We start from the raw sequence: 23,068 nt of genomic DNA, 5'->3' as shown, positions 1-23,068 counted from the left end.
TTATTAACTTTTCTGGGGTTCAGGCTTGTTTGCTGTCTACTTCAATACCTACAGCTAGGTCACTATAATAAACCAGCTACTGGAACTCACTTTGTCTTCAACAAACGAGTGGCGAGACAACGCTGTGTTACCTGGCGCCTTAAGCATCTAAATAATCTGTACTAGGTGATCACCTTTAAATTCTGATCGATAGTTGATCTCATTTATATCTATTTTTATACTTATTACGTGCTATGTTGGTGTATTTCTTTACAAAACCAGACTTGTTTTTAGTATAGGCATCTCGATTATTTCTATGCTTTGACTGTAAATCTAATTTAAGTTGTCCATATTTCTCAGCTATATCATCATTATCAATCAGGTAATCTCTAAAATATAATTCATCCCAATCACCTTTGGTACGAACATGTAAGTGATACACTCGTTCAGCAAAACCTGCTTTCGTATACCCTTTGTTAAACACATAATTTAAATATGGTTCATCTGATGATGACATTAATATCCATCCGTTTTCTATAAGTGATTTCTTAATACACTCGATTTCAATATTTTCATTAATTTCTAACAGAATGTCTATTGTTGGTTTCGATACTAGACCTTGTACAGCACTACTCCCGATATGGTTTGATCTATCAATCTTTTCTGTACCAATAAGTTCTTCTAGTCTTTTAATTTCTTCTATGTACCACTCTCTATAGTTCTCATTATGATCTTTTATGATTATCGGAAACAAGGCCCATAACTCTTCAAGTGACATATCAGCTAATTCTTTCACCTAAGATACCTTCCTTTTTGCAGTCCTGAATATGACGCTCTCTTATTAATAGCATAGTGGTGATTCTATATTATTTAATCCAATTTACTTGTCAACATATTTTCGATCAATGTTCAAATCATTATAAAGATATCCAACTTCATCAAATCTTTCGCCCGCTATTTCAATTGATCTATTAAACTTGTTTTGACCTCCCATCTGCTCATAAAAGTACCTTTTTCTATTATCTTTTAGAGTCCATATAAGCACTTTATTATACTTTTTAGTATTTTCAAGCTGATCAAAAGCAAAACAGAGCAAATCTCTTCCGATACCTTTTCCTTGATATTCTTCTAATACATAAATGGCGTATATCTCTGCTGACGTGGTCAAGCAAAGTGTTTTTTCATCTCTACATTTCCCATAAGATACAAACCCGACCACATTGCCATTTTTTTCTGCAACGGCTTGCAATACACGTTCGCCTTCAACAAAGCGTTGTCCAAATTCTTTTATATTTCTCTCTATTCTTGAACTTTTATTGCTATCCAATCTATTTAACGTTTCGTCGCTTATGATTCCTTTATAAGCTGATTGCCATGTTTTTATATTCACATCCACGATTCCAGAAACATCACTTATTAAAGCTTCGCGTATTTTGACCATATAATTCTCCTTTATAGACATCTCTTATAAACCTAATCATTCAAATCACTCTTTTTGAAGTTGTTATCTAACGATTCTGGGTTTCACGCTCGCTTGCCTTGTAATTGAAAGACATTCCTCTAGGTATAATATAGTGTTGAGTAAAACTTCAAACACATTTTCCACCGGGTGAATGGCGAGATACTGCTGTGTTAAAAGAAGGTATTTTCGGGTTATTTCAAAATTACTCTTACTATGATTTATATAACTCTAAATGTTAACACTGCATGCTTCGACTATCTTTGATACAGAAAGTAACTCAAACTCTATTTCTTCTAGCTGATTGTTTGGAACATCTTGAAATGAGGCTATGAATAATTTCTTCCCATGAATGCCAAACTCTTCCTCAGGTCTAAAAATGAATCCAATGCTAGAACCATGTGTACCTTTCTCTACGCTTCTATCCAAAAGCTCAGTCGATTGGAAAGGCAATCCTCTTTCAGCCTCATACGTCATTAATACCAAACTAGATTTATTAGACTTTAAAACCTCAGCGTATTTAATAATCGAACTTTTCATTCTATCTAGATGTTCTTTAGGCAGGTTCTTAAATTTTTCTTCATTATCTATTGAGTCGATATGTTTTTCAAAATCATATATTTCAAATTTATGGACATAAAAGTACTCATCTATTTTTTCGAAGGGATTAAAGTATTTAAACTTAACTGGTGTATCTAAATTGAAATTAACAGAGTATTTATAGGAAACCTCAACATCTTTATGATAATATCCAAAGTTTAACTTTATTGCTTCATCATCTAATTTAATATCACTCATCGGATGAGATTCAGAATTCTTGTGTCTAGTCAGTCGCATCTTCTCTAAGTGAACATTATCCCATTGGTGTAATTCAACACCTTTATCTATAAAATACTGCAAATGATGCAACGATTGACTTCCAGTGTGCTCGAAAGTCTCAGTAACACTTCCATTAAATTTAAAAATTGATTCACCAATTTCTATAGACTCTATTGATCTCACTCCTGATGTATCTATTCTTTTAAGTCTATTTCTGTTCGTTTCATTCAAAGGATCAATTATCCGATCTGGTTCATCCACTGCACTCGATAAACAATCCATTACCCATAGAGAATAAGAGTTATCTTCATAAGTTAGTGCTAATACATACATTTTGTCGCCATTTAATTCAAAGGGACGATCTATGATAATTGTCTGTAATGGATTAAGCAAAATATTATTTCTAAATATTTTTAACCTCATAGGCTCTTCCTCACAAATTCCAGTGGATATTGAAACACATACTCCCTTCTTTCTCTATCACAATTTGGTATCCATTTTCAAATATTTTTCTATGATACTATCTACGTTTACCGAAATTTCTTGCGTTCCATCTAGTCGCAAAATCGGAATACTTAATTTAGTTAACCATTCTTCAATGGTCTTTGTGTCTCGTGATTTAACAAACTCAAGAAAATTCTTTTCTGATTCATACATATCACCGCCTGGTTTTACCCTAGTCCCAAATCTGTTTTCCGATCTCTTCTCCACACGTTCAGCTCGTATGTCACAGGGAACTTCTAATAAAACACCCAACTTATAATGGGATGAAATCTCTTCACCAAGATCACCATTAACAATAGATAAAACAAAATTTTCGTGTTTTTCTATATCTTCAAGTATCATTTTGCGGCATTCCTCTTTTGAACGTTGCTTTGTATATGGAATATTTGATTCTAAGAAAAAATAGTCTTCTATATCCATATGTGGATACTTTAATTGAAGGGCTAACTCTTTAGCAAGTGTTGTTTTGCCCGAACCATTTAAACCAAAAACAATGATCCCCATTTATAATCACCTTTAATTTATCCTGTATCTGCAAATATATTTTGCGTTACAAACTCATCTAATCAGTTTATTGAAGTAATCTCTATTTCGCTTTTTCATCAACATGGAAACACCTTTTGTTGTATTCACTTGATTGAAAATTATTCCTTGTAATAACCCCAAAAAACACGAACGGCCCATTTGAGTTTCTAGATTTGACAATATATATGGACCTTTCATATACCAGATTTTAAAATGATCTTCATGATTGACATCACAATTACTAATTGAATCTAAACCCTTAGTTTCATTATCATATTCTAAAAGAATTCTATTATACTCATCCTCACTGATTATTTCCCTAATCGCTAGTAAACAAGCATATTCAGCAAATGATTCATTTAACCAATTTTCCTTGTTGTCAACGGCAGCCAAGTTCCACCATAAATTGTTCTGGTCAAGTAAAATTGTAATACCATGTGCTAGTCTGAATACCTCGCCTCAAATGGTGTAAGGCCTCCATTGAAAGAATGTGGTCTTCTGTGGTTATACCAGTCAAAAATATACTCATAAACACCTTGGTTGAGATCAGCATCATTTTCGAAGGTGTACTGATAAATGAACTCTGTTTTCATCGTATTGTAGAAACGTTCCATAGGTGCATTATCATAGGGATTTCCAGCCCTGCTCATGCTTTGAGTAATGCCATTATCCTTACAATAATTAATGAAGTCTCTTGAAGCGAACTGCGACCCTTGATCGCTATGAAAGATAAGATTGTCATCAATGTTGTTTGATGACAGAGCGATTTTAAGCGTTTCAATAGCAAGATTTGAATCAATCCATTTACTGTTTAAGCTCGAAACAATGCTTCGGTCATATAGATCAATAATGCTGCAATTATACCCTTTTGCACCGTTCTTAAGTGTTAAGTATGTAAAATCTGAACACCAGACTTGGTTTCGATTTTTACAACTAAAATTCTGATTAAGTATTTTTTCGAAGATATGATGGATATACCCTTTTCTATAAGGCTGCTTCTTGCGCCTTGTTATTGCTTTTATTCCCATTTCACGCATATAGGCATAAACTGTACCATAAGAGCACTCGACGCCTTTTCTGAGAAGTAAATCACAGATCATACGATAGCCGAGTGTGCCATTATGCTGGTGGTATAAATTCTTGATTTCCTGCTGTAAATTCTTCTTTTGCTTCTTATAAGTTGCTTTTCGATCTTTAAGGTAGTTGTAGTAGTGGTTAGGATGTAATCCCAGTTTATCTAGCAACCAGTTTACGCCATATGCTAGATGGTATTTCTTGATAAACTCATACTTTTTTAGTCGATTTCCTTCGCAAAGAATGCTGCTGCCTTTTTTAAGAAGTCATTCTCCTTTTTTGCTTCAGCAAGTTCTTTCTTAAGGCGTCTAATCCCTTTCATTTGATCAGTTTCATTCTTAAGTCTTGGATCTGTTTCGCATTCTTTACGGTGTTTATCAAGCCAGTATCTAAGTGTACCACTACCTAAGTTGTATTCAGCTGTTAAGCTTTTTATAGTCCGACCTTCTTCTAGATGCAGACGGATGATCTTCTCTCGAAGAACTGGATCATACTTTGGTTTTTTCATAATCATAACCCCTTTTCAAGTTTGAATTATATCATCAAACTCGCTCATGGTGTTACAACTTAACTATAGCAGGACATTCAGAAACAACACTGTACTAGTAAATAATTGTACCTAACGTTCCCATGGTTCAAGATCGTTCCCCACTTTTTCTATACTCTTCTATATTTTAACATAAGAGACCAATTAAAAATTCCCCATTTCGTATAATACGAGGGGAATGTCTGGAACCACTGTGTTAGATGGCGTTGCCTAAATGATGTATTGAAATATAGTAAACCAACAGACTCATTTAATGAGATGTCGAATTACATTCAGATACCTAGCACGTAAATGTCTTGGACACTTCTCAGCGGAATATTACCACTTCCTATTTAATGCAATGCGCCAAGTCTAAAAATACTTTCATTCAAGGAAACCAACCCCAAAAGTAAATATGGAGCTGTGTACTCAAAGCACAGATAATTGGCACTGTAAAATTCAAAACTAACTTCAGCCGTTCTAATTAAAAAGCATTATCTGCAACACTTACAACTAGGCTTGTTCAAACTGAATTCAGCGCTGCTTTTGAGTGTTCTCTACGATGACCAGTGCTTGCTCTCTTTTCGTATAAGGCGATTTTCGATTTCAAGTTGCATATTGAAAACTAGTTATTCGGTGCTAGATGTAAGGCCTACAGTTAAACAAGAAATTATAATGGACCGCCAAATCTCTTAAATAATGAAGTTGAAGCTAACAATATGGCCGAAGTATAAAATCAAATGTATATGAAGGCCCAACAAACTTAGATGCAATTTGAATGACGAAAACCTTGGAGCCTTCAGTCTATATTAATGAGTACCATGAACTCATATACCAACTTAGTTCATTGCAAGCACTTGCTTATTAAGTGAAATGCAGTCAGTATAAACATTACCCTCTCAACGTATTCAAAGCGCTGAGTTTCGTTTGAAAGAACAAGGCTCTAATGCAAAATAATGAACCCATAACCATAGGGAGGCGTTAATGCACAGCCCATACCAACATTAGCGTGCCAATTAAACTAACTGCTTAAACTTGAACGTGGATAATGCCAACTAACGTTCCCACGGTTCACGCTCGTTCGCCTTCTATTTCAATACTTTCAGCTTTGTCAAAGAAATCAACTCGGAAACCTTCCTAAACTTTGTCACCACAAGGCGAATGGCGGGACACCGCTGTGTTATACGCCGATTTAAAACGGACTCGTTCAAGTCTTATATATATGACCATATTATATTTCTTATAATGACTCTTTTGAACTTATTTTCTTGGCAATGACACAATACCAGTCCATTTCTTCAAACACGGTTATTTTTGGATTTAAAAAGCTATTAACTTCTATCTCTGCATACCCTATTGATTCTAAATGATTAATTAGTAAGTCTTTACGAATTGGGCAGTAACTTGTCTTCACTTCTTCTTGCTTGTAGATTCTATTATTCTTTTCAAATGTATATAGAAGATTAAAGATAACTTGTTCTTCCGATACATAGTCCCATACCTGGGTTAGATTAATTCGTTCCTCTCCTCTAAAAAACGGATTATAACAAAAGAACCTTTGCCTTGTATCTAATATTTTGTCCCAGTTTCGAGTGTCAAAATATATATAACCACCTTCTTTAATCAGTTCTGTCATTGAATCTATTGTATTCAGTACATCTGTGTTATTCACATGTGCTAAGGAGTTTCCTGTTGACATTACACAGTCAAACTTACCACTAATACTCGATGATACTTGTCTAAAATCGCTTTGAGTCAACTCAATATTTATATTACGTTCCTCTGCATTTCTTCGTGCGTTCTCAAGCATTTCTTGACTCAAATCTGAACCTGATACCTTGTAGCCAAGATCGCTTAGTACAAACGTCAATTGACCCGTTCCTATACTACAGTCATGAATTGTTTCTATATTCTTGTCGCCTAGCACATTCGCATAGTGCGTTTCTAATGATTCACTGTTTTCTTTATTATAAACGATGTCATATATATCTGGTCTTTTGTAAAGTTCTTCTGACATAATACTCCCCTTGATAACCATTTCTGTCATTGTCTTATTTTGCGGTATTTGCGAGACTTGAACTCAAATAATAATTACATAAGGACGTGGTATTGAATAAAACAGCATGTTTTACTGTTAACTAGCAAAATATAGCCTATTAATGTGGATTCAGCATGTTCCATTAAGTGTTTTTGTCATTAAATATGTATTTCCAATATATAGTTTCTCGAGGATATTTGAGTCATACTCTTTAATCTCTTTTTCTGTCTTTGCTGAAATCTCATAACCATTCTTTATATAAAAATTGATCGCCCAATGGGCTTCTTTATGAACCAAAAGCATAATATTCTTCATACTCTTTGCTCTACACATATTTTCAATTTGATCTAAAACAACGTGTCCTAAACCAAGTCTTTGATACTCACTCAATAGATAGATCGCAACCAAGTACATACTTTCACCATTTAATTCTAGAGTGCCAGTAAAACCCACTGATACACTGTCTTTTTCAATGATCGAAATACTATAACCTGTATTTACGCCCTTAACTCTATACTTGTAGGCTTGCTTCTTAAACGCTCCAGGCATAATCGAATCATAGAGTGGAATATTAGATTCACATACTTTTGCTAAAAATTCTGAGTCTCTTACTGCTACTGATCTTAAAGAGATACTATGTTCACTATTAGTCATTTCAAGTCACCTACTTTTCTCTGACTATGTTTTGAGTTTTGGATTGGCGTGATAACGTTCCCGCAGTTTCTGACGTTCCCCACTTAGTACATTCTCTTCAATATTTTAACATATCATACTTGATAAAAATTCCCCAATTCGTATATGAAAAGGGGAATGTTCTGAAACTGTCGTGTTATATGCCGTATAAAACACGGTATCATACACTTTATGTGGGTCCTGTTTAATATCTTATATCGCTATTAGAGGAGCAAATGGTACTTACTATTTTCACAATTAACTTAGCCGTTATAACCCTTAAGTAACTTTATTCATTATTAAGTACAGCTGTATTACTTTGGAGCTATTTAGAATATATCCGAACTCAATAAATATTTTGAATAGACCTCCAGAAAATGATGGCAAACTGATCACAAAACACCTGACTAATAATTCCCTTTTAAGACTATAATCAACACATACTAGCCTAATTGAAAATTCCCCTAATCAAAAACGAGAAGATGAGTTTCTAGAAAACTCTTATATATAAATATTTGCCTTAAATCAATATCATATTACTTCCATTGTATTTGCATACTTTTTAGGTGATCACACTTTTATACTACTTGTATTTTGTATCACTCATAGAGCCTACAATTTCAGCTATTGTAATAAATACACCTTGTATTCTATCGATTTCCTCATAAGACGGTTCGCCAACTATAACTTTAGTTAATGCCATATCATCATGAACATAGGTGCTCAATAAATTAAAGCTTTCTGGAAAATAATCTCTATGTCTTTCTATGAAGCTAAATCCTGCAATTGCATGACCTCTTAGTTCATCAGATGATACATAATCCAGTCTATCTTTGGTAGGCCATTTTTTTATTAATTTCGTTGCTTCATTCTCAACAACTCTGTACTCATCAAGCTGATATTGGCTGTATGAAGTCATTATCATTGATATTATCAAAAAAACTAATAGAATCCACTGTAACTTACCTCTGTTATTTTTCCTCAGCTCTATTGCTAATGCAATTGTACTAGCAAATGAACCTACTAAGCCAACTGCAACCACTAAAAATCCACTCATACAACACCTCGACATTCAATAACTCTTTCTTTGTACTTGTTTACACTAATCTTTCACTCACTAACTGCATACTTGAATATTTTAACATTTACTTGCCTTGTATAATAGACAAACTTTTAAGCCCTTGAATATGTAGTGAATAGTCAATCTGCCAACTAATATCATAACCACTCTCTAGGTAAAACTTTGCGCAATTACAACATTACTGCATAGTTTATTCAAATATAGTGTTTTTATGGCAGTATAACGTTCCCGGCGTTCCCGACGTGCCCTCTAGGTCTATCTCATATACTCCATTGTAACATTTCAAGCTCGAAAAACCCCTGATTTTGTCAAATCAAGGGCATGTTTGGGAACGCTCGTGTTACATGATGGTTTATTACATCTAAACTAACAATACTATGTAATATTATTAGCTTACGAATATCTTTTGAATATTGAACCTGTTAAAATTGAAATTGAGACTACACCATACAACATTTCAATCATTGCAACTAATTCGAAATTCTCTCTTACAACTAAATCTCCGTAACCGACTGTAGTAAATGTTATTACACTAAAATATAACGCTTTATGAAAATTCTTAAGTAAGTCTATTGCATTCAAATTAAGCAAATTAAAATACTCACATGAAAACAAGACTTGTTGAGATACTCCAGATGCTCTTAATCCAATCAGTAAATATGCCAGCGCAAACCATACTATCGGTTTAAATATTCTATGCATTAAAAACTCTTTCGGTGCTAAAAAGTAAAATGCAAAGTCCTCAAAATGAATACTACTCAGCATACCAGAATAAGATTTTGAGCTCCTTTTCTTCGACTTATTCTTTTTATGCCTATTAAACTCTAATATCTTGATAATTAGCAAATAAGCGGAATGTCGCTCTCGACTTAAATTTTCTCCAATTGAGCGCATCATTTTCATCATGAAAACCACTTCAGCATCATAGAAGAAATCTATTTCCGTATCATCGTCCAGTATCTTAGGATATAGTATTATGTCAACTATCCCAGTCATATCAACATACACTGGACGATTCGTCATATAATGTGAAGTATAATCGATTATTCCAATTTTATTAAATTCAGAATGGCTAATGTCAAGTTTGAAACACGAAAAATGAATAAAAGAACAGCTACTACCATTACACCCTTCGATTTTAATCCCTTCTGAATTAATTGCACCATGATAATTAATAAAGTAATCTATTGCTAACTCACATTCTTTTAAATGATAATTATTATAATCACAATCAATATAAATGGACGAAAAACTATATGGTCTCTTTACACTGAAGTCACTTTCACTGTACAACGAAAATTTGCATGACTTAGCTATAACATCATAAAACTTACATTTAATAAAAATACAACTAAAAAAACTAACGCTTTCCAAATCTATGTTATTGAATACACAATTTTCAAAAATACACATTCTAAATTGTGACCATTTCATATCTGATACTACTTTTTCATCAATTCTTATTGAATCAAACTTTCTAAATTTATGTACTTTGTCAGCTAGTCTGTCTTCTGAACAGACGGTCTCTGTTATACTTGAGACTATGTTTATGACATCTTCTAACTGAACACGTTTTACGTTATCTTTAATGCTCTCTCTTTCATAACAAATGCTACTCAGTGTACTTCTATACTTTTTAGGTATTTTCTTCACGTTTATCACCAATTCTGTTTTAATCATTAACTGTGTAATCAACTGTCATGTAACGTTCCCACGGTTCACGCTCGTTCGCCCAGTTATTTCAACACTTCTAACTACTCCAACAACTTCAACTGCGTGAGTTAAACCAACTTGGTCACAACATGGCGGATGGCGGGACACCGCTGTGTTATGTGATTTATAAAGGCATATTCAATAACCCTAAGTTTTGCTCAAACGAAAACTTACCAATTCGTTTGTACTCCATAATCATATGGTTTTTAATTTCAATAAGTGTATTAAGCCATTGTTGCAAGTCCATCTTTACTCGATACACTAAATTAGTGTCAACCAAACCATCACCATAATACATCCAGTACTCAAAGCTAAGCAATTCTGGGTATTGATAATCCAATTTCAGAATCAAATCTTTAAATAAATATGTAGAGTCATTCGCTGCAACTGAATAATACAGGTCAGTAACTGTCATTTTACAATTTGATTGCAAGCGATTAATCGACTCCTTAGTGTCATATATTGCTTTATCTAAGTGCTTTTCAAGGTAGTGAGAACCTTCTGGTATACATTCAAAATCACAATTTCCTATTAACTCACCTTGAAATCGTTTCCTAATTTTTCTCACAGTTTGAGTATCTTCAATCAGAACACCACACTCATAATTCCCTTCGCTACCAAAAGAAAGGTTATTTGAACCAATATATGCAAAACTCTCGGAGCAAAAAATCTTCGCATGATTATTTTTAACTCTCGCACATAATACATACTGTTGAAACACTGGGTCAAAATACGGATCATTAGCATGTTTAAAAATTGGTTTAGAGTAAACTAGAGTTACGTTAACACCTGAATTTGCTAACTCAATGAGTCTGTGATACATACTATTCTTTGACTGATAGTTAAAGTTGAAATTATATGTAGATATGAAGACGTCATTTCCAAAATACGTTGCCTTTCTGATGATCTTATTCCAAAATTGAGAATCCTTCATAAAGAGTATTTTTCCTTTTGAAATTTCAAACTCATTTATCATAATTATCACTGCCTTTATATTTCACATAACGTTCCTGCAATTCCCGACCGCGGCCCACTTTATATATACTCTTCTATATTTTAACATTCTAAAAGTAATAAAACACGCCCCATTTTGTATAATTTAGTGGCGTGTTGGGAATTGACATGTTACATGATGGTAGGAGCGATACGCTAACTAATTATTCGCACTATCAATCAACGCCTTTATGTCATCGTTACTTTTCAAGGTTTCTAATTCTTCATACTTATCAAGTACATAATCTAAATAAGGCGATATACTTAGAGACTCTTTCATCATCTCAATTGCTGATGCTGAATTACCTTCAAGCATATCAATTCTTGCTTTATATGCAAAAATTATTGCAGAATCACTGTTGTCAATTAACAACTCCTGTAATATACTTCTGGCTTCATCAAGATTGCGATTATAAATAGCACAGTCAACAAGAGAAATCTTTAAATAGAAAGTTGACTCACCATATTTTAATGCATTGGAGTAATTCTCGTATGCATTCTCATAATCATCCATGTAATATAATCCATCAGCAAGCAACTCATACGCATAGGAATTACTAGTATCTTTAATAATCAGTTTTTCGGCAACATCAATTAATTTTTCATACTCACCATACTCATAGTAGAACTCCGACTCTATTTCTAATCTATAATTACTACCTTTAATACTTTCAATTTCACTGACATAACTATTAAAGTACTCATTCTTCTCACTATAATAAAGTGTTTCAATAATTGAAGTTAGATCCCAATATTCTAATTCGTACTCATTCAATATTTGCACATACAAATCATATCCATCATCTTCTGACAATGTCTCAAATGTGTAATCTGCTAATAATAAATCATATTGCAAAGGATCATTATTTCTCTCAAAGCGATTTAAGGTTTCTTCAACTTTCTCCTTTTCATCAGTTTCATAGTATAAGTTAAGTAATTCCTTCACATAGTAACTGTAACTTGGCTGTATCTGTACAATTCTCTCTAGTGCCATTGTTACTTCGTCTACTTCATTAGTTTCAGAGTAGTAACTATAAATATTGTACCAACCATCAAAATCATACGGCTGAAGCTCAACATATTTCTCCCAATACTCAATCGAATTTAAATCATCCATAGCATCTAGTGTATTTGCTAGTCCATAGACTGCATATGAATTATTTGGATTAGATTTAATTGCCTCTTCAAAAGCCTCTCTTGCCTCCGAATATTCGTCTAAGCCATAATAACTATTGCCTAGATTTGTTAAAGTAATAGTATCACCCGGTTGTATTTCTAATGATTCAAGACTATATTCCTTTGCTTTCTCATAATCATATATATTCAGACTTGCCCACGCCAAATTATTATATAACGGATCTTTCATATATATGAAAGACACTTCTTCTAAGAGTCTTTCATATTTTTCAATGGCTTCTTCATTCTCGTTATTAAGTATCAGCCAATAGCAATAATTTGATTTTCCATCAAAATCTAACGCGTCATATTTATCTCTATACTCCTCTAAGGTACTAGTTACTAACTCATCTTGCAGCTCATATAATCCTAATGATTCTAATATATTGTACTTAAGAATTCTGTATTTCATCTCATCGTTTTGGACTAGTATTCTGTCAATTATCTCGTTAGCATCCTCATGAGCTCCTGTCAAATGATATGAGCTTGCAACTAAGTAAAGTGCATCGAAGTCCTGAACTGCTATAAGTTCCTCTTGATTTATCTCACTGATTATCTCATCATATTTATTTTCCTCATATAACTTTTCAATATTCACTTGTGATGCACTAACTGTTGTACAAGCACTCATAAGTAAACTTGATGTTACTACTGAGGTAATTAGTATTTTCTTTGATTGTATTTTCAAAATATATTCCCCTCTACTTACAAATAATATTCTTAGCGATTTACTGTCATGTAACGTTCCCACGGTTCAAGATCGTTCCCCACTATTTCTATACTCTTCAATATTTTAACATACTAAACTCGATAAAAATTCCCCAATTCGTATAATCGAAAGGGGAATGTCTGGAACCGCTGTGTTATGTGATTTAAAAATTATTTTCTAAACTTCTCATAATCATCAAGCCGATTGAACAACTGATTTAATAAGAATCCCATAGGATCAACTTTTTTTGTTTTTTCATTGTGTTGAATAAGATAATCACGGAGTTCTAACTCAGACAATGGGAACTCATTCAATATATCATAAATGGATGCTGCTCGAAGAAGCATTGCTCTAAATACTTGTGGCTTTTTATATCGGTCACTTAATTGAAGTAAACTAATGTAGTTATTTACTTCAATTTGATTAGCCGAAAGATCAATTTCTTGATTAGAGTAGTCGATACTGTAATCGATACTGTCGCCAATTTGAAGATTGAATGGAGAGAATATCGGATTCATAACTGCTACACCTTTCCCCTCATCTTGTTTATTGCAAGCTCCACAAGATGAAATTAGGTTGTTTGGGTGCATAGATAAAAATGGAAAACTACTCCTTGGTAAAAAATGTTCTACATAATTGTTTGAGGAATTCAAAGTAGTATCTAAATCACAATATGCACAAACGCCTATTTGGTTTTCACTATAAAAATTGCTGTGAAATAGTTTCCTGTTGAAGCCTACTTCACCAAGTGTGCTCCAAATAAACTGATCATCAAACAACTTGTCATAAAAGAATTTGCTGAATACGAAATACAGCTCTTCAATGATATCTTCCTCTCTGATATTGTAATCAAATTGATCTGCAGATTTTTTTTGTAACTGAAATATCTTATATTGCTCAATAATCTCATTATACGAATAGTTCATTACTATATCACTAACAACATCCGATATTTTTCTCTTCAGATATTTCTTTTTCACTAAATATAGCAATATCGATTTATTATTAGATATTAGCGGGTTTGGACAACAAGATATATAGTTGATTAGGTCGTATTCCTTATTTCTAGAGCACTCAATAATTAAAACTAGAAATGGTTTGACCACATGTAAGTGAAACTTATTTAGGATAACACCATTTGTTCTATTATTGATTTTCCACATTGCGATCACCATTTTCATTTTTTAACATTTTGAACACAAGATATTTGTATACACTCTCACCTAATTCATTATAAATTTGAAGTAATTCATCCTTATTTCCAACACCTAAAGCTTCTAGTACTAAGTTTTCGGATATATTTTGGTAAATTTGATCACCATTAAGTTCTCTATATATTTCATGTGGACTTGCTAAAAAAATCGGCACTCTAGGATTTCGTACACTCCCATTCTCAAATAGCATTACGTTCTCTTTAAATAGATTATTAATAAACAAGTGACTATGAGTCGCTACCAAAATATGAGACTGGAAACCTGAGAACAAAAGTGATAGTACTGAAACTAATTGTCTACTCCATTTTTCATTCAAATGGACCTCTGGTTCATCTAATAAGACAATAGAACCAGAGCAAATATGCGACAGTATTGAAATCATTCTATATAGAAAAATTTTCTCGCCAGAACTCATTTTATTGAAAGGTAATTGCTTCCCCCACTTCTCAATATATATTTCATTGATATATGTGCTCTTACCTTTACTTAAGGATAAAAGTATCTCAGAATTTACAGGGTCTGCCTCAATAAAAGATAAAATATCTAAGTAACATGCAGAATCGTCCTCAATTCCTACTATGTATTCACCCCATAGTTCCTCACTGAAAATGAACTCTGTAAACTCGTTAAAATCATAAATATTAAAATGAGTGCTATATTTCTTAAATAATTGTGACATAACTTCTTCGTCATAATCACTATATTGTGGGATGAAATCTTCAAAGTATATGAATTCAAATAATACCTTCACTCGGTTTGAAAACTTTATATCTAATGCATTTTCAAGCTTGTTTCTAGCAATTTTATTATTTGCAAATATACTATATAACTTAATAATACCTTCTGTTATGCCCAATCCATAACCAGTCGAAATAGTAGTTGCTCCAACTTTATGTAGTTTAACTATTCTATCTCCTACATAATTGTATGTCCTTTTATCAGGATACATTTCATCAATTTCGAAACACGAAACTATAATGTTTTTTGGCAAATACTTTCTAATCTCGTCATAACTGCAAGTATATTTGTACTCTCTTTGATATTCACGCCTAACTGGCGCTTTCTTCTTAATCTCCCATTCTAATAAGAGCTTATTATTAGTATCTTGAGTATTTTTGAAAAAAATATTTGGACCTATCTTTTCAAGTTGTACAATAACATTCTCTTCATCGACATCAATTTCATATAACAATCTAAAGTCAGACTCTATACGAGTATGATACCTTTCTAAATTATGAAATATTGATGCAATAAATCCCATTATAGTAGATTTGCCAGATCCATTGGAACCAACTAATGTGTTGATACTTAGCTTGCTAAAAAGTTTTGATTGAATTACATTTACTTCCTCACTTTTAGAAAAAACAATCTCATTGTCATTGTAAATCTTGTAATTGTCTATCCAAATTGAAATTAGTCTCATTATTCACCTCAATAATTTTTATTTCACATAACGTTCCCACGGTTCACGCTCGTTCGCCCAGCTATTGCAACACATTCAGCTATGTCACAGCAACATATTTGGTAATTGCATTAACTTCGTCACCACAAGGCGAATGGCGGGACACCGCTGTGTTATGTGTTGTACTTCCCGATTTTCACAAACTCAGTTAGATTCATTCTCCCGAACCATCGATTATATTGATTACTGCTCTCGTAAAACCTAGTTTTAGAAACAGTATAAATATAACTGCATTCCCCAATGAAATTATTGTTTCCATCGGAATAAACTCAGCTCCTATTCCACCTAATGCCATGGAAAGTGGTACAAGCGATGATGATAACGCTCTTCTAAATCCAAATATCTTCCCTAGCATATTTTGTGGCACTGAAGACTGAAGACTCGACTGAAGTAATGTCCGAACTATAGCAACACATACACCATTGACAAGCATTAGAGTTAGGATTATTGCAAAATTCTTTGTAAATGGTAGTAAACCAATACTAATTCCTGAAATCATTCCTCCCATTGAAAATATCAATGATTTTCGATACTTATTTATGTCTATTATAGTCAGGAGGAAAAATCCCATAAACATTCCTGTAGCTGATACTGCCATAGCAATTCCATACTTTTCTGGACCAAGATATGATTTGGAGTTAAAGTAAGGAAGTAAAAGTATTAATGCCATGACAGCAAAAAAATTCAGACAAGCTATTGTCAAATACAAATACTTCAAACCACTATTCTTTGAAACATATTGAAAGCCACTTTTTATATCATCTACAAAATTTACACGTCTACTTTCACTTGTCACCCTTGGTATTCTAATGAACAGTTCACTTATAGCTGAGATTATATAGCTAATTCCATTAACTAGGAACAATACAGGTGCACCTAAAAACTGAAATAGAAATCCTCCCATACTTTTACCAACTATATCTACACCCGTGCTCGCAAGTGATATGGCGGAATTACCTTTAACCAGATATTCTTTATTTATTATAATCGACAACGCTGACTGGACTGCTGGATTAAACAACGATCCACAAATACCCAGAACTACACCACCTATCATTACCATCCAAACTTCTGCTTTCCCTAGTATTGCTGCTAAACCGATTAGCGTTATAGTGATGCCTCTGATTCCATCAGTAATGACCATAAGCCATTTCTTATCTAAACGGTCTGCAAGAACACCAGCAAATGGTGATAGTACCACTCTTGGTAATACACTTGTGGCCATAAGAATACCCATAATCGCGGTCGACCCAGTCTTAGCTAGAATCCAAAACCCTAATGCAATATCATAGACTGAATCTCCAAAACTCGAGACAAATTGCCCTTGCCATAATAGTATAAAATTCAAATTCCATAATTTACTTTCAATTTTTGGGGGTGATACTGATTCCTTGTTTAGACTTTCCATAGTTGACTTCTCAGCACCTTTCATAATTGGTAGTATGATATTCACTTGTCATGAGGGAGGTATTACACATAACGTTCCCACGGTTCACGCTCGTTCGCCTTCTATTTCAACACTTTTAGCTATTTCAGAAGCACAAATTATGAAACAACATAAACCTCGTCACCACCCAGGCGAATGGCGGGACACCGCTGTGTTATGCATTGTAGAATTACGGTGTTATTACACTGACTCTGCAATTAAATACTAACGATCTATAGAGAATGTATAAGTTTCACAAGATGATAAATTTGCTGGATGAACTTATACTCCTATTCCAACGATTGCATGCTGTTTTAGTGAGCCAATAAAGTATTTCTATTTTGTTGATTTTACATACCTAATTAGTATTTTAGAATATATTCCTGCCAAGAATCAGGATACAACTTCTTAATCTGTTCAAGAGTCCAGTCATCAATTGGTGAATCCCAATAACTCACTCCTTGTCCCTTAAATACCTCAACTATTTCCATTTTAATTCGATATTCTTCAGAATCTAAATCAAAAATCCAATCTCTAAGCAAATCAACAGGATAATATTCTGATTCCATTCCTAGATCATCAAATCTGTTATAATACGGTTCTGAAATTATCGCCTTTTTTTCAACAATCAGGTATTGTGCATAACTTAAATCCTCTTCAGTCCTCAGCGCATGAACCGCTGCTGTAGTTCCATACTTACTCTTATAGTTTAAATCTGCTCCAGCTTCGACTAACGCTTTTGTCTTTTCTATTCCACAACCTATAGAGTTCATCAACGGACTGGTTCCTGGTTCTAGAACTGATTTCACACCGACTTCTTCTAATCCAACATATGCTATATTGGGATCAGCACCATAGCTCAGCAACAACTCAACATATTTAGGATTCTTCTTGTTCAAGCCATCAACCCATGAGTATTCAGAGGCTCTAAACAATGGCGTCTCACCATAATCCGTTGTTGGAATGTCTGGGTCTGCACCTAACTCCAATAATTTTTCTGCTGATCTATACTTTTCTGAACCTATCGACCACATGAGCAAAGTTGCTCCGAAGTTTGGATCCTGGTAATTGATGTAATCTGGATTAGTTGCTATAATTCTCTCTATTTTACTAACAGACTGAGATTTAACTGCTTTTGCTAATTCCCATACGGGCGTTTCTATGTATATTTCAATATCAGATATATAATATTTTCTTGTGCCATCAGGTTTTGTACACCCACTTAATAGAAAAGCGAGAGTCAAAAATGCTATTAGTATTCTTTTGTTCAAGCCATATTCCTCCCCATTCCACAATCATCGATTACTTCAATTACAACTCCCATTGTGTTATTTTCAATTAGATTTCATGTTTCTAATGACTAGTAATTCTATTATGCATAACGTTCCCACGGTTCACGCTCGTTTGCCACTTACGTCAACACTTTTAGCTTGTTCATAACAGTAAACTTGATAACACTATTAACTATGTCACCACCAGGCGAATGGCGGGACACCGCTGTGTTATGTAGCGGTTTTAAACTTACACAAACTTTTGCGCTATCATCAACCATTAAATTTTAAGCATTTTCATAAGAGTGATAAAAACATTCAGTCTTACTAATACCGTTTCAAGATGCACACTACGAATGTCTAGGACAGTCAATTAGATAACAACACTTTGTACCTTTGCATGAGTAAAAAACATCATTAATTTGAACAAACTTATTGCCTAATACAATTTCAGAATAGCTTTTTTTCAGTTTAGCTATTTCTTCATTACTCCTATTAATATAAGATTCCTTCTCTTCATTTGAGAAATCACAGTCTAACTTTGTATCGGCAATTTCCTCATTAATTTCCTCAATTTTCTGTAGATATAAAATCTCGCATTCTGATTTAAGACCTAATGATTTCAAAGCGTAAAAGTATGATTCTATAACTTCAACATCAATATAAATGGGTTCTTTCCCAATTTTGAATAACTCAACTACCTTATCGAATTTCCTTAGTAAGAAATATAGATGGATAAGTTCAAATGTAAGTACTTTTTCATTATGCTCTACAATAAATCCGTCATATAATTTGTCAGCGATTCTCAATGCCATGTCAGTCTCATTTGTAATGCTTCTTATTATTGCAGAACTATAAAGTGATTTTTCTCTAACCTCAGAGTTATCACTGTATAATCTCAATTCCTCAAATATCCTCAAAGCATCTGTATACAACTCATTTTTCATAAGAATATAGCCCTTAAGATATTGATAGTGATTTAGGGGACTTTCAGGCATCGACATTTCACTAATCACTTTCAATGCCAATTCAGGTTCATCTTCTACTAATAGGTATGCTAGTGCATAGTAACTATTCGGTTTACAAGACTGATGCTTAATAGCACGATTCAACGTTTCAACTGCCTTATCTGACTCTCCAAGTTCCTCATCATAGAAATAAGCCAAATTGTTTAAAAGCTCACATAACATTTGCTCTGACATTGATTCTTCATTCTTTGTTAAAGCAGCTTCCATGATTTCTATGCATATATCAGTATCTCGTCTATCTTCAAAATACGAGATCGCTAGTTGGCAAATTGCCTTAATATTTGATGGTTCTTTCTCAATTATATTCTGTAAAAACAATATATATTCTTTAATAATTGGTCTTTGAGACTCATACTCTCGCTCAGAATTCATAATTGCTTTTACTTTGTTCATATACTCATTAATAGTCATTGAATCTGCCTTTCAATAATTGTTTGATACTTTACTACTGATATTTTTCAATGTGCACAAAATTCCTGGTTTGCTATGCTACGATCAAATAGCTTTGTCTTAATCAACACTAACTGGTTTAAAACTGTTACATAACGTTTCCACGGTTCACGGTCGTTCGCCTCCTCTTGCAACACTTTCAGCTTCGTCACAGTCGTTCACTGCGTAACCTTCTTGAACTTCGTCACCAACAGGCGAATGGCGGGACACCGCTGTGTTATGTAGAGTCTTGAAGCGTCTATAATACACACAGTGAATAATTTAGGCTAAACTGATTAAAACTACTTGGTTTCAAGTTTCTATGAGTAAATAAACTTTATTTCACAATCTCAATTATCTCACCATTTCTAATGACTTCTTGATATTTTTGAGTTCTAATCACCATACCATGACAAACAACAATGACTGTATCGTATGACATATATTTTTCGAGGACCTCGTCCATTCTTTTCTTCATACTTTGGTACGTTTCCCACACCTTTTTCTCGCCAATAGGATGAACTCCATTATGCAATTCAAAATCTTTTGCTAATGCAAAACAATCTTCAGAAGTCTTGTAATTAAAATCTACAATATCCGGAACCCACTCATGCAAGTCTACTTCTACATTAATATTAATACTCAGTTCCTTTGAAAGAATTGCTGCGCTTTGTAATGCTCTAGTATATGGTGAAGAGATAATAATATCGCTTTCTCTTAACCTTGGGTCATTCGAGGTCTCTTTAAGTTGCTCTATACCACGTGTTGTTAATGGTGCAAATGACCTTGCTTGACCAATAAAACCTCTTTCATCAATTAGGCTATAGTCTGTTTCACCGTGTCTTATTAAGAAAAATTTTGTCATTCGCAATTCTCCCAATTAATTTCATAACCAATATTATCTCTATATTCTCTACTGAGGATGCCCATATAAATATCACTTTCATATTTATTGTTAACTAATGCACCCTCACGGTCGATCCCTTCTTGAATAAATCCACATTTCTTGTAACAGTTTAAGGCTCTCTCATTAGACTCTAAAACACGAAGGAATACCTTGTGGTATTTCTTCTTATTAAAAGCATATGCCAACACCATTCTAGTAACTTTACTTCCGATTCCTAACCCGAGAAATTTATTGTTGTATATTTCTATTGCAAACTTACCTTTATTATCATTATAATTTGGTCTGAGGCTCACTACCCCTATAAATAAATTCTTATATTCGATTACCCATTTGCAAGGATGGTTTATTATACGTTCATACCATTCTGTTGCATCTTCCAGATTGAATGAGTCTATTTTATTGAAGTTTGTTCCAGTTAATCGGGCATACTCAGCTGAGACACCATAATTTGCTCTTCCATCAATATCGGATAGCAAAGGTCTCCTTAAAATAATATTTCCATTCTCGATTCTAGGTAGCGAACTCATTTCTTTCACCTCATATATTTATAAAATGATTTAATTGAGCTACTATTGATTCAAATTAACTTATCTGATTTACATACTAGCTTCAATATTCTACATAACGTTCCTAAAATTCCCGCCGTGCCCCTCTAAGTCTATTTCATATACCTTATTCTAACATTTTAAGCGTAGAAAAGCCCCTATAATATGTAATTACAAGGGCATGTTGGGAATTTCTATGTTAAGTGATGGCTTTTTCGACTTTGCGAACTTTTGACCTAATCTGATTAAGAAGATGTAGATTTAGCTTTACACATGATACTAATTGAATTTTCATCTCAAATAGTTACAATCTAAATGAATAATTTCTATACAGTCAAATTACATACACTGAAATGCTATAATTACTATATATTGGATACAAACTTGTTAGTATATCCTCTGATTCATCCTCTTACTTATAGAACGTTTTGACCCAAGTATTAAGGAGTATATTAATTCCAATTGGATGCATTAAAAATTCATTTATCATATTTTCTATACTAAGCGACGAAACCAATTGTGCAATAATTTCCTAAAATCGCTTTTTCATATGTATCACACACTTCTATAAGAATTAGTGATACTGATTTACTTCATAAAGGGAGAAACTATGAAATCATTACAGATTGAGATTGAAGAACTTATTTTAAACTTCAGAAAGCAATTAGGCAGTATTTTAGGTGCCAAGTTCTATGGATTGTATTTATACAGTTCAACTGCCCGGGGCGAGTTTGAACCTGAAGCAAGCGATATAGATTTTATTGTAATTCTTAATAATAAATTAGATGAAACAGATATTGATGAAATCTGTACTTTACATAAACACTTGTCTCTGGACTATAAATATGGAGCGAAATTAGATGGTATGTACCTGCAAAAATCATATATTGGCAAAAGTAATGAGGAAGTAGATCCCTATCCAGTAATTTATCATGCTGAATATCAAGGCTATGGAAAATTTGATATAAACAATATTACATGGTGGTCATTAAAAACTGATGGGGTTGCTGTAGATTCACCAAGTATTACAGACAGACTTAAATCTGCTAGTTGAAGTCAAGTAGAAAAAACTTTGGAATTCAATCTTAATACGTACTGGAAAGACAAAATAGAAAATGAAGATCTTTTTCTAGAGGATTTATGGGTTGAATTTGGCGTATGCACAGTAGCAAGGATTGTATACTCTTCTGAGACTAATAGGATAATATCTAAATCAAATGCATGTAACTACATTATGAACAAATATCCTAATTGGACTGATGTTCTTCAAGAAGCTCTAACTCTTAGAAAATCAGATGGTTTGAGTGATTTCACAGATGCGACTCATAGAAAAGATAGAACAATCGCATTTATAACTGAGATGATTGATTACTGCAATACTCTCTACTCAAAACACTAAAATCCGATTTTTTTTCAAATAATTACGCCTACATATCCTTTATTTGTAGGCGTATATCTATTTGCTCTGATTCTGGATTCCTTCAGAGTTATTAAGGCAGAATGTTTGCTTCATCTCAA

Annotated in this window: 23 protein-coding genes; 2 read left to right on the top strand and 21 right to left on the bottom strand. The window is 33.4% G+C overall.

All coding sequences use genetic code 11. The annotated features are described in order from the left end of the window. Positions 1-199: 199 nt before the first annotated feature. The 21 genes from ACQ4KW_RS10810 to ACQ4KW_RS10710 form a co-directional block, all read right to left on the bottom strand. The gene (locus tag ACQ4KW_RS10810; RefSeq protein WP_430886567.1) at positions 200-757 is read right to left on the bottom strand and encodes a GrpB family protein; all 558 of its coding nucleotides are present in this window, start codon (positions 755-757) and stop codon (positions 200-202) included. 102 nt (positions 758-859) lie between these two features. Next, positions 860-1,420 (bottom strand): GNAT family N-acetyltransferase, encoded by a 561-nt coding sequence (locus ACQ4KW_RS10805; protein WP_430882483.1) that lies wholly within the window; start codon positions 1,418-1,420, stop codon positions 860-862. A 249-nt stretch (positions 1,421-1,669) separates the two neighbouring features. After that, the gene (locus ACQ4KW_RS10800) at positions 1,670-2,680 is read right to left on the bottom strand and encodes a hypothetical protein (RefSeq protein ID WP_430882482.1); all 1,011 of its coding nucleotides are present in this window, start codon (positions 2,678-2,680) and stop codon (positions 1,670-1,672) included. Positions 2,681-2,737: 57 nt separating this feature from the next. Continuing rightward, the gene (locus ACQ4KW_RS10795; RefSeq protein ID WP_430882481.1) at positions 2,738-3,265 is read right to left on the bottom strand and encodes an AAA family ATPase; all 528 of its coding nucleotides are present in this window, start codon (positions 3,263-3,265) and stop codon (positions 2,738-2,740) included. A gap of 54 nt (positions 3,266-3,319) precedes the next feature. Next, on the bottom strand, positions 3,320-3,679 hold the full coding sequence (locus ACQ4KW_RS10790) for a hypothetical protein (RefSeq protein ID WP_430882480.1): 360 nt from the start codon (positions 3,677-3,679) through the stop codon (positions 3,320-3,322). Positions 3,680-3,726: 47 nt separating this feature from the next. Then, a complete protein-coding gene (locus tag ACQ4KW_RS10785) occupies positions 3,727-4,566 on the bottom strand; it encodes an IS3 family transposase (protein WP_430886566.1) in 840 nt (279 codons plus the stop codon). A 14-nt stretch (positions 4,567-4,580) separates the two neighbouring features. Further along, positions 4,581-4,868, bottom strand: a complete 288-nt coding sequence (locus ACQ4KW_RS10780; protein WP_430882479.1) for a transposase — start codon at positions 4,866-4,868, stop codon at positions 4,581-4,583. Between the two features lie 1,258 nt (positions 4,869-6,126). Next, complete coding sequence (locus ACQ4KW_RS10775) at positions 6,127-6,903, bottom strand: class I SAM-dependent methyltransferase (RefSeq protein ID WP_430882478.1); 777 nt, start codon at positions 6,901-6,903, stop codon at positions 6,127-6,129. A gap of 150 nt (positions 6,904-7,053) precedes the next feature. After that, positions 7,054-7,578: a GNAT family N-acetyltransferase gene (locus ACQ4KW_RS10770; protein WP_430882477.1), complete on the bottom strand. Its 525-nt coding sequence runs from the start codon at positions 7,576-7,578 to the stop codon at positions 7,054-7,056. Positions 7,579-8,179: 601 nt separating this feature from the next. Continuing rightward, a complete protein-coding gene (locus tag ACQ4KW_RS10765) occupies positions 8,180-8,653 on the bottom strand; it encodes a hypothetical protein (protein ID WP_430882476.1) in 474 nt (157 codons plus the stop codon). Between the two features lie 417 nt (positions 8,654-9,070). Continuing rightward, positions 9,071-10,357, bottom strand: coding sequence for an ion channel (locus ACQ4KW_RS10760; protein WP_430882475.1), 1,287 nt, complete (start codon positions 10,355-10,357; stop codon positions 9,071-9,073). 157 nt (positions 10,358-10,514) lie between these two features. Beyond that, the gene (locus ACQ4KW_RS10755; RefSeq protein ID WP_430882474.1) at positions 10,515-11,366 is read right to left on the bottom strand and encodes a phospholipase D-like domain-containing protein; all 852 of its coding nucleotides are present in this window, start codon (positions 11,364-11,366) and stop codon (positions 10,515-10,517) included. 177 nt (positions 11,367-11,543) lie between these two features. Beyond that, positions 11,544-13,247 (bottom strand): tetratricopeptide repeat protein, encoded by a 1,704-nt coding sequence (locus ACQ4KW_RS10750; RefSeq protein WP_430882473.1) that lies wholly within the window; start codon positions 13,245-13,247, stop codon positions 11,544-11,546. Between the two features lie 191 nt (positions 13,248-13,438). Continuing rightward, a complete protein-coding gene (locus ACQ4KW_RS10745; protein WP_430882472.1) occupies positions 13,439-14,431 on the bottom strand; it encodes a hypothetical protein in 993 nt (330 codons plus the stop codon). Next, positions 14,415-15,905 carry an AAA family ATPase gene (locus ACQ4KW_RS10740; RefSeq protein ID WP_430882471.1) on the bottom strand — a complete coding sequence of 497 codons (1,491 nt, stop codon included), beginning with the start codon at positions 15,903-15,905 and terminating at the stop codon, positions 14,415-14,417. Before ACQ4KW_RS10740 ends, ACQ4KW_RS10745 begins: the two co-directional genes overlap by 17 nt. A gap of 193 nt (positions 15,906-16,098) precedes the next feature. Then, on the bottom strand, positions 16,099-17,397 hold the full coding sequence (locus ACQ4KW_RS10735; RefSeq protein WP_430882470.1) for an MFS transporter: 1,299 nt from the start codon (positions 17,395-17,397) through the stop codon (positions 16,099-16,101). A gap of 335 nt (positions 17,398-17,732) precedes the next feature. Next, on the bottom strand, positions 17,733-18,641 hold the full coding sequence (locus tag ACQ4KW_RS10730) for an ankyrin repeat domain-containing protein (RefSeq protein ID WP_430882469.1): 909 nt from the start codon (positions 18,639-18,641) through the stop codon (positions 17,733-17,735). A gap of 350 nt (positions 18,642-18,991) precedes the next feature. Continuing rightward, complete coding sequence (locus tag ACQ4KW_RS10725) at positions 18,992-20,062, bottom strand: tetratricopeptide repeat protein (protein WP_430882468.1); 1,071 nt, start codon at positions 20,060-20,062, stop codon at positions 18,992-18,994. A gap of 165 nt (positions 20,063-20,227) precedes the next feature. Next, complete coding sequence (locus ACQ4KW_RS10720; RefSeq protein WP_430882467.1) at positions 20,228-20,368, bottom strand: hypothetical protein; 141 nt, start codon at positions 20,366-20,368, stop codon at positions 20,228-20,230. Positions 20,369-20,435: 67 nt separating this feature from the next. After that, entirely contained in the window at positions 20,436-20,963 is a 528-nt protein-coding gene (locus tag ACQ4KW_RS10715) for a histidine phosphatase family protein (RefSeq protein ID WP_430882466.1), read from the bottom strand. After that, complete coding sequence (locus tag ACQ4KW_RS10710) at positions 20,960-21,532, bottom strand: GNAT family N-acetyltransferase (protein ID WP_430882465.1); 573 nt, start codon at positions 21,530-21,532, stop codon at positions 20,960-20,962. The genes ACQ4KW_RS10715 and ACQ4KW_RS10710 overlap by 4 nt, the downstream gene beginning before the upstream one ends. 628 nt (positions 21,533-22,160) lie before the next feature. Here ACQ4KW_RS10710 and ACQ4KW_RS10705 point away from each other — a divergent pair. Together ACQ4KW_RS10705 and ACQ4KW_RS10700 are read left to right on the top strand one after the other, a co-directional pair. Further along, complete coding sequence (locus ACQ4KW_RS10705) at positions 22,161-22,604, top strand: nucleotidyltransferase domain-containing protein (protein WP_430882464.1); 444 nt, start codon at positions 22,161-22,163, stop codon at positions 22,602-22,604. An 18-nt stretch (positions 22,605-22,622) separates the two neighbouring features. After that, positions 22,623-22,949 (top strand): aminoglycoside adenylyltransferase domain-containing protein, encoded by a 327-nt coding sequence (locus tag ACQ4KW_RS10700; RefSeq protein ID WP_430882463.1) that lies wholly within the window; start codon positions 22,623-22,625, stop codon positions 22,947-22,949. The last annotated feature ends 119 nt before the right edge of the window (positions 22,950-23,068 follow it).

Origin of the sequence: Tianxiuia mixotrophica (assembly GCF_050596425.1) — a bacterium.
Taxonomy (GTDB): domain Bacteria; phylum Bacillota; class Clostridia; order Peptostreptococcales; family Acidaminobacteraceae.
Note: the sequence above shows the minus strand (reverse complement) of the source record. Positions and strands in the feature narration are given on the sequence as shown.